Consider the following 12,848-nt stretch of genomic DNA (forward strand, 5'->3'; position numbering starts at 1 on the left):
GGAATTTACGGGTGACAGGCGCATCAGCTTCATTCTTGGCTTCCAGGTGTTGGGGCTGCCGGGCGTTTGCATCCCGGCGCGTCGACGCGGAGTATAGGAATTTGCGCGCGTCTGAAGCTGAGCAAATCTGAGCGGCAATGCTGAGGAAAGCTAAGCGCACACGCTGGATTACCTGCCGGGCGGCATGCAAAGAAAGCGCTGCGCTCGGCGGGCAAGACTGGTTACACTGTGCGCCGCGCGATTCCGTTCCGGTACAGGTACACCGGTGCCCCGATACTCACCCCCCACAAACTCTGATGTCCGCCACGCCGCCTGCCGACCTGATGCCCATGCTCCTGGACGCCGTATGTGTCGTGAGCGAGTCGGGCGTGTTCCTCAGCGTGACCGGCGCGTGCGAACAGATCTTCGGCTACACGCCCCAAGAGATGGTGGGCCGCCCGATGATGGACCTGATCTGCGAAGCCGACCGGCCCGCGACACTGGCGGCCGTCGACCAGCTGATGGGCGGCAAGCTGCAATACGATTTTGAGAACCGATACGTGCGCAAGGACGGCCGGCTGGTGCACATCATGTGGTCGGCGCGATGGTATCCGGACAAACAGATTCGCGTCGCGGTGGCACGTGACGTATCCGAACGGTATGTGGAGCGCGCTGCCTTGGAAGATAAGCTGGCGCCGGCGCAACCGCAGCCATGGCAACTTTGCGATTCGCCGCCCTGCCTGGTGCCTCCGGGGGCTTCGCCCATTCCTTTGTCGCACCAGGACTACACGGTCCTGGCGACGCTTGCCGCCCATCACCAGGGCGCCAGCCGTCGGGCCATCGTGGAAGCGCTTGGGAAGGACTACTGGACCTATGACCGGCGCAGTCTGGATACGCAGATGCGCCGGCTGCGCAGAAAAGTCGAACAGGCCTGCGACCGAGAACTACCGGTTGCGACGCTGCGGGGGATGGGGTATCGGTTTTATGACCCGATAGAAAGCCGGCGGCGGGGCGAGGTGGCGCGGCCGGTCTAAGCGCAAACGCGCCACGGCGGCGGCGCCTTGATAGGCGCGGGCCAGCGGCCATGAATGAATCAAGAAAGCGGAATCAGGAAGCGCCGACCGGAAAGTTCGGAAGAATCGTTGCCAGCACGTGATGCGTCTGCGTGGCCTTGGCGCGCAGGTAGCCGACGTTATGCGGGTTGGCGTGTACGCCCGTCAGCCGGCTTGCCACCTGGATGCCGTGCTGCTCCAGCTGCGACGACTTGTCGGGATTGTTGCTAAGCAGCTCGATACGCTGGAGCCCCAAGGCGCGCAGCATCTGCGCGGCCGCCGTGTAGTCGCGGGCATCCGTGCCGTGGCCCAGCTCGCGGTCGGCGGCGTAGGTATCGCGCCCCTGCTCTTGCAGGCGATACGCATCAAGCTTGGAATACAGGCCGATGCCGCGCCCTTCCTGGCGCAGGTACAGCAGGTAACCGCCTTCGTTGTTCAGCAGGCGCAGCGCTTCGTGCAGTTGCGGGCCGCAATCACAGCGCAGGGAACCGAACACGTCGCCGGTCAGGCACTCGGAATGCAGGCGCACCAGGGGCGCCGCGCCCGGCTTGCCGAACTTCAGGGCGATGTGCTCTTTGCCGTCGGCAAGACCATGAAAGGTGTAAACCTGCGCCTCGACGTCCCGCCCGTCCAGCAGCCGCATCGGCAAGCACACCTCCGTCCGCACTGTGGCCCCATCCAGCAAGGCAGCGGTGGGGGTATTTGATGTGTCGCTCACTACGGGGAACTCGCGTGTTAAAGGGTTGCCGACGATTGTATACCCGACGTCATCCCCCGGAAGGTGGCGCGCAAAGCCGGGCGGCGGGGCGATCGGGGGATTTTTATTCACGTTCAAGGCGGGATCGGCGTAGATTCCTAGCGTAACTCCGACGGGGATGTCGACCCCGGAACCGAACCCGGACCCGAACCCCGACACGAACCGACCCCAGGCCCAAAGCTGGAGCTTCCATGAACGTGTTGCTTCGCTACCCTCTCGCGCTGATCGTCGTCGCCGAACTATGCGGTACATCGTTGTGGTTCAGCCCGAATAGCGCGGCGGACAGCCTTTCGGCCGAATGGGCGCTTAGCACTGCCCAGTTCGGCCAACTGACGGGCGCAACGCAGATCGGTTTCATTCTGGGCACATTGGTCCTGGCCGCCAGCGGCGTGGCGGACCGCTACCCGGCCAGCAGACTGTTCGCCGGCGCCTGTTATCTGGGCGCCATATTGAACGCCTGCTTCGCCTGGTTCGCGTCGGATTTCACCGAAGGGCTGGCGCTACGCTTTGCCGTCGGTATCTGCCTGGCGGGAATCTACCCCCTGGGCATGAAAATGGTGATCGGCTGGACCCAGACCGCCGCCGGATCCACATTGGGTTTACTGGTGGGCATGCTGACGCTGGGCACCGCCCTGCCCCACGCCGTGCGGGCCGGCGGCGGCGCCCTGTCCTGGCACGAGGTGGTGCTGGCTTCCAGTCTGTTGGCCATTGCCGGCGGCGCGTTGGTTCAAGCCTTGGGGGACGGGCCGTATCTGCCCCGCGCGCAAGCGTCGCGGGTGGGATGGGGCATGGCGCTCACCGCTTTCAAGGGCAGGCAGTTTCGTGCGTCGGCGCTGGGCTACTTCGGGCACATGTGGGAGCTGTACGCGTTTTGGACCTTGGTTCCCTTTTTCGTGCACGACTTGATAAGCACGCCGGGGGTCGCCGCCGATGCAAGCCCTGCACTGGCACCGGCCTTGTCGTTTTCCATTATCGGCATCGGCGCATTGGGCAGCATCATCGGCGGCAGATTAAGCCAACGCGTGGGCAGCCCAATCGTGGCGGCGGCATCGTTGGGCGTATCCGGCTTGATGTGTCTTGCCTATCCGTTTGCCAGGCCCTTCGGCATGGGGCTCTGTATTCCGATACTGCTGTTGTGGGGCCTGACGGTCGTGTCTGACTCGCCGCAGTTCTCCGCGATATCCGCGCGCGCCTGCCCGCCGGCACTGGTGGGCGGGGCGCTGGCAATACAGAACAGCATCGGGTTTTTGATTACCGTATTTTCAATCACCTTGGTGACGCATGGTTTTCCGATGCTGGGCGCGAGCGTGGCCTGGTATCTGCTGCCTGGCCCGCTATTGGGTCTGGCGTGCTTCATACCGGTCATGCTGCGGCGCAAACCCGCTGCCCTACCCTAAATGCCCGCCCGCCACGTACATCACCTGCCCCGTGATGTACGACGCTTCCGGCGCCGCCATGAAGCAGATGGCGGCGGCGACCTCTTCCATGCTGCCCATGCGGTGCATCGGTGTGGTCGCCAGGCAATCCGTGTACATCTCGCGTTGCCAGGCCTGGTCTTGTTCCGACGGCGGCTCGGTGTTGCGCGGGATGGCGCGCACGCCGTTGTCCAGCGCGCCGGGCGACACGCAATTGACGCGGACGCCGCTTTCGGCAAGCTCCAGCGCCATGCAAATGGTGGCGGTGTGCACGCCGCCCTTGGACGCCGAGTACGGCACGCGGTAGATGCCGCGCGTGGCGTTCGAGCCCACGTTGACGATGGCGCCGCGGCCTTGCTTGCGCATCACCGGAATCACTTCGCGGCAAGACCATAGCGTCGGCCACAACGAGCGGTTGACCTCGCGCTGCATCTCGTCCGGGGTGTATTCCCAGAAGGGCTTCATCCAGATGGTGCCGCCCACGTTGTGCACCGACACGTCGATGCGGCCGTGGGTGTCCAGCGTGTACTCGACCATCGCCTGCGCACCGGCATGGGTCTCCAGGTCGGCGCTGATGAAGGACGCGCGGCCGCCCGCCTCGCGGATCTCGCGGGCCACGGCCGCGCCCAGGTCGGCGGCACGGTCAACAAGGACCACGCTGGCGCCCTCGGCGGCGAGCCGCCGCGCCGTCGCGCGCCCCACCCCCTGGGCGGCGCCCGTCACCAATGCAATCTGATCTTCAAAACGGTTCATGGAACGCCTTTCTATTTAGTGGGCGCGCGACAGTTCGCCCGGCACGGGCCGCGACGTTTTCGTGTCGACAAGCAGCACGGCCAGCAAGGCGCCCGCCAGCGGAACGGCCAGCGCCAGGAAGAAGCCCGACGGGCCGAACCAGCCCAGGAAGCTGCCGCCGATGGCCGAGCCGATGATGGCGCCGGCACGGCCTACGCCGATGGACCAGCCCGTGGCCGTGGCGCGCAGCGCGGTGGGATAAGCGCCAATCACCAGGTAGTTCAGCGCCAGTTGCTGGCCGCCGATGCCCAGGCCGGCTGCCCCCACCAGAATGAAGACCATCGTCCAGTCGGTGCCCGCGTAGCCCAGGCCCAACGACACCGCGATACCCAGTGCGAACATGGCGATGAGCAACGAACGCGTCGGCACGCGCGGCATCAGGTAAGACAGGGGGATCGCGCAGACGATGAAGACCAGGTTCACGGTGAACGTGCCCATGGGCGCCTGGTCGGCGGGCAGTCCGGCGGCCTTGAGCACCGTGGGCAACCACGACAGCAGCATGAACCACGCCACCCAATTAAGCAGATAGATGGACCAGATTGCGATGGTCTTGCGCGCATAGCCATCGGCGAACAACGCCTTGACGCTGGCGCGGATCGTGGCGTCTTCCGGCACGGTAAAGCGCGTGCCGGCAGGCAGCGGCTGGCCCGAGATCCTGGCAAGGATGCGGGCCACATAGCTTTGGCCGGCGGCATCGCCGCGCATGGCCTTGAATTGCAGCGATTCGGGCAGCAGCACGAACAACGCAAGCAGCAACAACAACGGCGCAACGCCGCCCACGATGAAGATGCCTTGCCAGCCAATCACGGGCAGCATGCGCGCGGCCAGCAGGCCGCCCAGCATGGCGCCGGCGGGCAGGCCCAGCAGCACGCCGGTGATGACGGTGCCGCGCAAGCGCGCGGGGGCATACTCGGCAGCCAACGCCAGGACGATAGGCGTGCAGCCGCCCATGCCCAGGCCGGCAATGAAGCGCAGCGCCAGGATCTGCCAGGTCTCGGTGGCACCGGCCGTCATCAGCGTCGCCACACCAAACACGGCAACACCCATCAAGGCGGCGGGCCGTCGGCCGATGCGGTCGCCCACCAGGCCCAACAGCATGGCGCCCACGGTCATGCCCACGATGCCGGCAGTAAGAATGGGCGCCAGTTCGCCCGACTGAAGCTTGAAGGCCACCAGAATCGCAGGGCCGGTAAAGGCCATGGCCTGCGTGTCGAAGCCGTCGAACAGGGCAATCAAAAAACACAGAATCAAGACGCGCCATTGGAAGGCGCTCATTCGATTCTTATCGATCAGGCTGGGTATGGATAGCGTTGCTGACATGAAAGTCCCCTCGTGATTTCGCTTGGTGCGTTATGCGTTATTGGTATGTGGTCAAGACTGCACTGCAATGCGGTAATAAAGGCCCCGCGCATCGCCGCGCGAGGCCGTGGGCGATTACGCCTGGGCGCTGGCGCGCAGGCGGTTGACGATCTGGTTGTCCTTGCCTTGCAACAGGCTGGTCAACGCAAAGTTGAATTCGATTTCCTTGTAGGTATCGGCCTTCAAACCCAGCTTGTCGCCGCCGGTTTTTTCAACCACCGGCGGAATCAGGCCTTCACGCGTGGCATAGGCAAAGTCGTCCCAGATGAGCGGGTCGCCTTCGATGTTGAATTGCGTGGTCAGCTTGCGGTGCTGGTCGGCGCTGACGAAGAAGTGCACGTGCGCGGGGCGGTTGCCGTGGCGGCCCAGCGAGTCCAGCAGTTGCTGGGTGGCGCCCTGCGGCGGACAGCCGTAGCCGACGGGCATCAGCGTGCGGAATTCGTATTCGCCATTGGGGCCGGTCTTGACGGCGCCGCGCAGGTTGAAATCGGTTTGCGCGCCGGTGGGGTCGAAGTGCGAGTAAAAGCCGTTGGAGTTGGCGTGCCAGCATTCGACGACCGCATTGGCCAGCGGCGCGCCATTGGTATCGGTGACCACGCCGCGAATCACCAGCGGGCCGGCGGCGTCGTCCGGGTCCAGATCTATGCGCGACACACCGTCGCGCAGCGGCGCACCCGCCACATACAACGGGCCTTCAATGGTGCGCGGCGTGCCGCCGTCCAGGCCCGCCCGCTTGTCCTCTTCGTCCATGCGGATGTCCAGGTACTTTTCCAGGCCCAAGCCGGCGGCCAGCAACGCGGCTTCGCCGTCGCTGCCCAGCTTGTTCAGATAGTTCACGCCCGCCCAGACCTCGTCCGGCGTGATGTCCAGGTCGTCAATGGCCTTGAAAAGATCGCTTAACAGGCGGTGCACGATCTGCTTGAAGCGCGGCGTGCCCTCGCCGCCGTCCACGTTCGAGGCGGCGGTCAGCAGGTCCTGCACTTCTTTGCTGTTAAAAATGTTGAGGCTCATGATTTTGTCTCCGTTTGGGTATCGCTGGGGTATCGCTAGCGTTTCGCTGCACGCGGGGCACAACGCCCGCGATCAATGCCGTTTGGCCGTCACCTTGATCAGCCCATCACGCGTAAAGCGCTTGATGCGGGCTTCGTCCAGTTCAATGCCCAGGCCGGGGCCCTTGGGCACGGTCAGTTCGAAGTCGCTGTAATCGAGCGGCTGCGTCAGGATCTCTTCGGTGATGAGCAAGGGGCCGAACAATTCCGTGCCCCATTGCAGTTGCGCAAAAGTGGCGAACAGATGCGCGGCGGCAATGGTGCTGACGGCGCCTTCCAGCATCGTGCCGCCGTACAGTTCTATACCCGCCGCATCGGCAATCGCGGCCACGCGCTGGGCGGCAAACAGACCTCCGTTCTGTTCGATCTTGATAGCGAACACATCCGCGCCGTGCCCCCGCGCGATCTCGAAAGCGCTTTCGGGGCCTTGCAGCACTTCGTCGGCCATCAAGGCGACGGGAAAGCGGCGCATCAATCGCGCCAGCGACACGGCGCTGGCCACGGGCTGCTCGACCAGTTCACAGCCCACTTGCGCAAGCGCCGGGATGGCCCAGGCGGCCTGCGTCTCGCTCCACGCCATGTTGACGTCCACCCGCACCGACGCCCGGTCGCCCAGCGCGCTTTTGATATCGGCCACATGCTGGATGTCGACGCGGGGGTCCCTGCTGCCAATCTTCAACTTGAAAATCCGATGTCGCCGCGTATCCAGCATTTGCTCGGCTTCGGCGATGTCGCGGGCGGTATCGCCCGAGGCCAGCGTCCAGGCCACCGGCAGGCGGTCACGGCGGCGCCCGCCCAGCAGTTCGCTGACGGGCACACCCAGGCGCTTGCCTTGCGCATCCAGCAACGCCGTTTCCAGCGCGCTCTTGGCAAAGTGGTTCACCTTGACCAGCTTGCCCACGTGCGCCATCAGCGCCTGAATGCGGGTGGCGTCCTGGCCAATCATGGCGGGCGCGAAATAGGCGTCGATGGCCAGCTTCATGGCCTCGGGGCTTTCCGGCCCGTACGCCATGCCGGCAATGGTGGTGCCTTCACCGATACCCACGACGCCATCGCTGCACACCACGCGAACAAGCATCAGCGTCTGCCCGTGCATCGTGGCCACGGACAGCTTGTGAGGCCGAATGGTCGGGAGGTCGACAAGAGACGTTTCGATGCGTTCGATAGTTGCTACGGGCATGTTCGGCACAGGAATGGTTAAGGGTGGGATGTGGATTTATAGGTCCGACGCACTTTTATCGTCCAATACTTTGAATGTCCAAATTGATACCTTGACGGTATATATGGCGGAATTTCCTGGGTGAGCCGGCTGCTTCACAGCTACGGAATTCTGGGATCCATACGGGTTTACGATCAGTGAAAAACAATGACTCAGACGCGAAACGCACGCGCGCCCCACCCAGGCGTTCCATACCTTTCTGATATGCGCGCCCACACCGCAGCCCTTTGAAAGGAAAAAACGGTGACGCCGATCCAGTTAATAATGCGGGTCCTCGAAACCAAGACAGAGAGACCCTGCGATATGAGTCAGAACACCCCCGGCCTTTGGCATCGACTGCGCCGCCCAATCTTCGCGCTGATTCTGGGCATGCTGCCTTTCTGGCTATTCATGGGTACGACCCAGCAGGCTTCGGTGAACGGCATGGTGGTGCAGGACACCCGTTTCAATATCCTGGGCCTGATCCTGGCTATTGCCGGTTTGGTGATGGCGGCAAAGATGCTCAAGAACGACGGCTCGTACGGCGAGCCCGCGCGCGGGTGGCCGCGCACGGTGCTGTGCGTGGCGGCGGGTCTGCTGTGCATTTTCCAGATCGGCCAAAGCGCCGGCCTGTACAACGTCAACGTCGGCCAGTCGATTGACAACCTGCAAAGCCGGCTGTTCGGCCCCAGCGAGCCGCGTCCGAAATCCCTGGCAAGCGAGCTGGACAAGGACGTGCGCGCACGCACCGAGCAACGCTCGGCCACGGTCAGCCAGGTGCTGCTGCGTGATGACATCGCCACGTCGCTGGCGCGTATCCACGCCAACGCCACGCTTTACAACCTGTATGCCGAAAAGTGCAACAACCCCGGCAAACGTTTCGTGCTGGACGAGATCCCCGCGCTGCTGACCGATAAAGACAACGCCTACGTCGAAAAAGCGCAGCAACTGGCGGCGCGCAACGCGTCGGACCGCTTTGACTGCCAAGGCGAGCCGATGCGTGACTTCATGAGCAACTGGCTGGCCGGCGACGTTCTGCGCGACCGCGCCAACCTGGCCGTGCAAACCGCCGCCTATCGCGAACGCTTTGGCGACAAACCGGCAGGCGCGGGCGACGACACGCTGGTGACGACTGGCCTGGGCGTGTGGCTGGGCGATTCGATCAGCCAGGTGCAAACGGCCTTTGGCACCACGGCCATGCCGGTGCCCGCGGGCAAGTCCGGCAAAACCAAGCTGGACTTTCCGGATCGGGGCATGGAGCTGGTGTTCGACTTTGCCGGCAAGGTGGACACCATCACCGTGCGCGCGCCGTTCACGGGCAGCATCGTCGGCCTGAAAATCGGCGATAGCCGTCGCACGGTCAATCGTCTGCTGGGCGAAAGCTGGATCGACGTGCGCCTGCCTTACGACAACGCCGCCGCCGATTACGACATCCAGTTCCGCAAAAAGACGCCGGGGACCCAATCGCAGTGGATCGACCGGCGCCAGGGCAACCCGCAAACGGTGCTGCTGCTGCAAGGCGCCAGCTATGCCAGCCAGATCGACGAGATCAAGCTGGTAACGCCGCGCCCGCCGGGCTAGCACCGGAACGGCTGGGGGGTTGGCTTACTTGGCCAGCGCCCCCATCGCCTGCCGCATGAACGCCAGCGTCGCGTCGTCGGCCCAGGTGCCGGCGGTCAACTCGGGCTCGGTCATCAACGCCTGCCGGAACTTGGCGTGTGTGGCCGGGTCCTTGCCCGCGTACGAACTGAACAGTTCCAGCCACTGCCGCGCCAGGGCCTGGCCGGTTTCCGAATCGGGCGCCACGCCCGCATCAATGGCGTTTCGGACCTCCGCAATCAGCGACGGCCATTCCGAGATCCGGTCGCCGTAATGTTCGCGCATGAACCGGGCTTCGTCCGGCGTCAGGTGCTTTTCGTAGATCAGCAGTTTGCTTTCCGAGAAGGCGCGCAGCACATAGTCGCGCATGGCTTTGGAAATACCGACGTGCGTCTGCATGCCAGGTTCCTGCTCGTGCATGCGATTGAGCTTCACCAACAAGCGCGGATCGCCGTTGGTATCGCGCAGCAGCAGTTCCATCCAGCGCCGGGCAAGCTCGCGTGGCTTGGCTTCCTCGGGCGCCACGCCCTGCTCCATCTGCTGACGCACTTGCTGAACCAACGCAAGCCAGTCCGGGTCGCCGTCCGGCCCATGCGTATACAGGGGCAGGCGCGCCAGTTCTTCGGGCGAAAAATAGTTATCGTACATAGTCATCATTTCCAGAGTATTTAGCCAATCGGCCAGCTCGGGCTCCGTGCCGTCCGTCAACTGCCCGTGCAGTTGCGCCAAGCGCTCGCGCAAGCGCGCGGCCTGCTGCATCTGACGGTCCAGCATGGCAATCTGCCTAGAGATCACGTCCGCCAAGGGAACGCCGGGCTGGTCGAGGTAGGCGCCGATTTCCGCCAAGGCCAATCCGAAGCGACGCAATGCCTGAATCTGATGCAGACGGGCAATTTCGTCGCGACCGTACAGGCGATAGCCGTTGTCGGCGCGCGCTGAAGGCGTCAGCAAACCAATCGCGTGATAGTGGTGAAGCGTGCGCACGGTCAGCCCGCTACGCTTTGCCAGTTCTCCTACGGTCAGCTGCATGTTTCCTCCTTCGAATGCGCAGGCCAAACTCTGGGCCATCACGTTACGTGAGGGTCAAGCAGCGCCGCAAGTCCTGTTGCGACACGGGTGCTGTATGTGCTGCCGGCCGCCTAAACGTGCCGGAAACGTCACACGCGGGCTGACCGCGCAACGCCGCCGGGCGATATCATGGCGGCCCAACGAATCGAGACACAAGGAGAGACGATGGAAGATAAATCGTACCGAGCGCGCCTGGTCCCGGAGCTGATGGTTCGAGACATAGCGCAAAGCCGGCGCTTCTGGATCGACCTGTGTGGATTCGAGGTCGTCTACCAGCGCGAGGAAGAGGGTTTTGTGTTTCTGGATCGGGACGGCGCGCAATTCATGCTGGACGAGATCCGGGGAGACGATGGATGGATCACCGCCCCGCTGCAAGCGCCTTTGGGGCGGGGTGTGAATTTTGAGATCAAGGTGAAGTCCGTCGGGCCGTTATACGAACGGCTGCTGGCGGCGGACTGGCCGATGTACCGGGCGATGCAGCAACGTTGGTATCGAAACGGGCAGATCGAGATCGGGGTCCAGCAATTTCTGGTGCAGGACCCCGACGGCTATCTGCTGCGTTTTTCCGAATGGATAGGCGACCGGCCCGTGGCGAGCGTTGCGCTATCTGTTGCAGCGGCGGCTTGAGCTGAAGTTGATCCTATTGCGGCGCGGCGGCGGGTTGCTGGGGGGAGCCTTGGCTGGGGGCTGGGCCGGAGCTTGGGCTGGCGGCTTGGCCGGAGCTTGGGGCTGAGCTTGGGGTTGGGGCTGCGCTTGGGCTGGAACCGGGACCTGTGCCTGTGCCTGTGCCTGTGCCCGGGCCTTTGCCCGCCCCCGCTTCCGACGTCGGCGTAATACGCCAGATCATATTTGCCAGGTCGTCCGCCACGATCAGCGCGCCCTTCGGGTCCACCGTCACGCCTACCGGGCGGCCGCGCGTGGTGCCGTCGCTATCCCGAAAGCCTGCCACAAAGTCCTGCGGCGGACCGGACGGGCGCCCGTCGCGGAACGGCACAAAGACGACCTTGTAGCCCACCGGGTCGCTGCGGTTCCAGCTGCCGTGCTCGCCGACGAACACGCCATTGGCGAATTTTGCGCCCATCGCCTCGGACGAAAAATCAACGCCCAGGGCCGCCACGTGCGCCCCCAGGCTGTAGTCCGGTTTGATGGCGGCCGCCACCTTGTCCGGGTTCTGCGGGCGCACGCGGTCATCGATATTCTGCCCCCAGTAGCTATACGGCCAGCCATAGAAGGCACCCGCCTGCACGGCGGTCAAATAGTCGGGAACCAGGTTCGGACCCAGCTCGTCGCGCTCGTTCACCACGGCCCACAGCTGCCCGGAGCCCGGTTCAATCGTCAACGCGGTGGGATTGCGCAGCCCCGTGGCGTAGACCTTGTGTTCGCCCGTGCGGGCGTTGATCTGCCAGATTCGCGCGCGGTCCGCCTCCACGTCCATGCCGCGTTCCGTGATGTTGCTGTTAGAGCCGATGCCCACATACAGATGCTCACCGTCCGCGCTGGCGGCCAGCGCTTTGGTCCAGTGGTGATTGATCTCGGACGGCAACTCGGTCACGGTTTCAGGCGGGCCGCTGGCCCGTGTCTGGCCCGGTTGGTAGTCGAAGCGAACCAAGGCGCCCTGGTTGGCGACATAGAGCTTGTTGTCGATCAATGCCAGGCCATAGGGCGCATCCAGATTTTCCGCGAAGGTCGAGGCCGAGTACGTGCCGTCACCATCGGCATCGCGCAGCAAGGTCAGGCGGTTGCCGCCTTTTACCGAACTGGTGCCGCGCGCCTTGATGATGCCGGCAATGACGTCCTTGGGCTTGAGCTTGGGCGCATTGCCGCCCCTGCCCTCTGCCACGAGGATGTCGCCATTGGGCAATACCAGCGTCTGGCGCGGTATTTTCAGGTCCTTGGCGATGGCGGTGATCTTGTAGCCCTCAGGCACCGTGGGCATCTTGTCGCCCCAGTCCGCGGGTTTGGCGATGACCATGTCAGGCAGCAGCCCCTGCTCGGGCTTGGGCAGTTCCGGCGTGGGTCCGACCTGAGACGGCTGGCCCTGGGCCAGGCAAATTCCGGCTGCGGCGGCAAACGGGATAACGGCAAGCAAGCTGGCGTGTTTCATTTGGCCCCTCTGATGTGCGGCGTGCGAAAGCCCAGCCAGATCGCGGCGCACGCAAGCACCGCCACGATCACCGACAGGATCAAGCCCAGCGGCATGCTCGCCCAGGCATCGCGCGCGTGGATCAAGGCGTTGATAATGCCCAACACCCAGGTGGCCAACAGCACCACCGTGTACGGAACGATGCCGCGTGCGCGCTGATAGGCCCGGAAAAGATCCACGATGGCGAACAGCAGCGCGATGCCGCCGAACACCAGGCCGCCGATGATCAGCCACGACGCGAAATTATTCCACTGGATGTGAAAAGACTGCGCATAGGCCGCATCGGCCAGCGCGGCGCCTAGAAACCACGGGAACATCCCGGCCAGGAAGACTGCCGGCACGGGGTGCACGGTCAGGGCATATCTGTTTTCGATAAGTTGGGTCACGTCTGATCGCCTCTTAAAGTAGCGGACTCGCGCGCGGAAACATCGACGTCG

Annotated in this window: 12 protein-coding genes; 4 read left to right on the plus strand and 8 right to left on the minus strand. The window is 64.0% G+C overall.

Annotation, left to right across the window (positions count from 1 at the left end):
* Positions 1-296 precede the first annotated feature (296 nt).
* Positions 297-1,013, plus strand: coding sequence for a PAS domain S-box protein (locus DVB37_RS15195; RefSeq protein WP_120156041.1), 717 nt, complete (start codon positions 297-299; stop codon positions 1,011-1,013).
* A gap of 73 nt (positions 1,014-1,086) precedes the next feature.
* Here the strand turns inward: DVB37_RS15195 and ribA are convergent, their stop codons facing one another.
* Positions 1,087-1,674 carry a GTP cyclohydrolase II gene (gene ribA / locus DVB37_RS28700; RefSeq protein ID WP_104145295.1) on the minus strand — a complete coding sequence of 196 codons (588 nt, stop codon included), beginning with the start codon at positions 1,672-1,674 and terminating at the stop codon, positions 1,087-1,089.
* 305 nt (positions 1,675-1,979) lie between these two features.
* On the opposite strand from ribA, the gene DVB37_RS15205 reads away from it, so the two are divergent.
* Positions 1,980-3,185: an MFS transporter gene (locus DVB37_RS15205; protein WP_205571566.1), complete on the plus strand. Its 1,206-nt coding sequence runs from the start codon at positions 1,980-1,982 to the stop codon at positions 3,183-3,185.
* Here DVB37_RS15205 and DVB37_RS15210 read toward each other — a convergent pair.
* From DVB37_RS15210 to DVB37_RS15225, 4 genes are all read right to left on the minus strand, one after another.
* Positions 3,177-3,956 (minus strand): 1,6-dihydroxycyclohexa-2,4-diene-1-carboxylate dehydrogenase, encoded by a 780-nt coding sequence (locus DVB37_RS15210; RefSeq protein WP_120156044.1) that lies wholly within the window; start codon positions 3,954-3,956, stop codon positions 3,177-3,179. The genes DVB37_RS15205 and DVB37_RS15210 overlap by 9 nt on opposite strands.
* Before the next feature lie 15 nt (positions 3,957-3,971).
* Complete coding sequence (locus DVB37_RS15215) at positions 3,972-5,270, minus strand: MFS transporter (protein WP_104145296.1); 1,299 nt, start codon at positions 5,268-5,270, stop codon at positions 3,972-3,974.
* A gap of 159 nt (positions 5,271-5,429) precedes the next feature.
* Positions 5,430-6,365 carry a catechol 1,2-dioxygenase gene (catA, locus tag DVB37_RS15220; protein WP_120156046.1) on the minus strand — a complete coding sequence of 312 codons (936 nt, stop codon included), beginning with the start codon at positions 6,363-6,365 and terminating at the stop codon, positions 5,430-5,432.
* A gap of 72 nt (positions 6,366-6,437) precedes the next feature.
* Positions 6,438-7,583, minus strand: a complete 1,146-nt coding sequence (locus tag DVB37_RS15225) for a muconate/chloromuconate family cycloisomerase (RefSeq protein WP_120156048.1) — start codon at positions 7,581-7,583, stop codon at positions 6,438-6,440.
* Positions 7,584-7,925: 342 nt separating this feature from the next.
* On the opposite strand from DVB37_RS15225, the gene DVB37_RS15230 reads away from it, so the two are divergent.
* Entirely contained in the window at positions 7,926-9,182 is a 1,257-nt protein-coding gene (locus tag DVB37_RS15230; RefSeq protein ID WP_120156050.1) for a hypothetical protein, read from the plus strand.
* 24 nt (positions 9,183-9,206) lie between these two features.
* On the opposite strand, the gene DVB37_RS15235 is transcribed toward DVB37_RS15230, so the two are convergent.
* Entirely contained in the window at positions 9,207-10,229 is a 1,023-nt protein-coding gene (locus DVB37_RS15235) for a MerR family transcriptional regulator (protein WP_120156052.1), read from the minus strand.
* Between the two features lie 204 nt (positions 10,230-10,433).
* Here DVB37_RS15235 and DVB37_RS15240 point away from each other — a divergent pair, with 204 nt between their 5' ends.
* A complete protein-coding gene (locus DVB37_RS15240; protein ID WP_120156054.1) occupies positions 10,434-10,895 on the plus strand; it encodes a VOC family protein in 462 nt (153 codons plus the stop codon).
* 13 nt (positions 10,896-10,908) lie between these two features.
* On the opposite strand, the gene DVB37_RS15245 is transcribed toward DVB37_RS15240, so the two are convergent.
* Both DVB37_RS15245 and DVB37_RS15250 read right to left on the minus strand, forming a co-directional pair.
* Positions 10,909-12,372 (minus strand): sorbosone dehydrogenase family protein, encoded by a 1,464-nt coding sequence (locus DVB37_RS15245; protein WP_120156056.1) that lies wholly within the window; start codon positions 12,370-12,372, stop codon positions 10,909-10,911.
* Complete coding sequence (locus DVB37_RS15250) at positions 12,369-12,797, minus strand: DUF2231 domain-containing protein (RefSeq protein WP_104145302.1); 429 nt, start codon at positions 12,795-12,797, stop codon at positions 12,369-12,371. The genes DVB37_RS15245 and DVB37_RS15250 overlap by 4 nt, the downstream gene beginning before the upstream one ends.
* Positions 12,798-12,848 lie beyond the last annotated feature (51 nt).

The sequence above is a fragment of the Achromobacter sp. B7 genome (assembly GCF_003600685.1).
Classification (GTDB): Bacteria; Pseudomonadota; Gammaproteobacteria; order Burkholderiales; family Burkholderiaceae_B; genus Achromobacter; species Achromobacter spanius_B.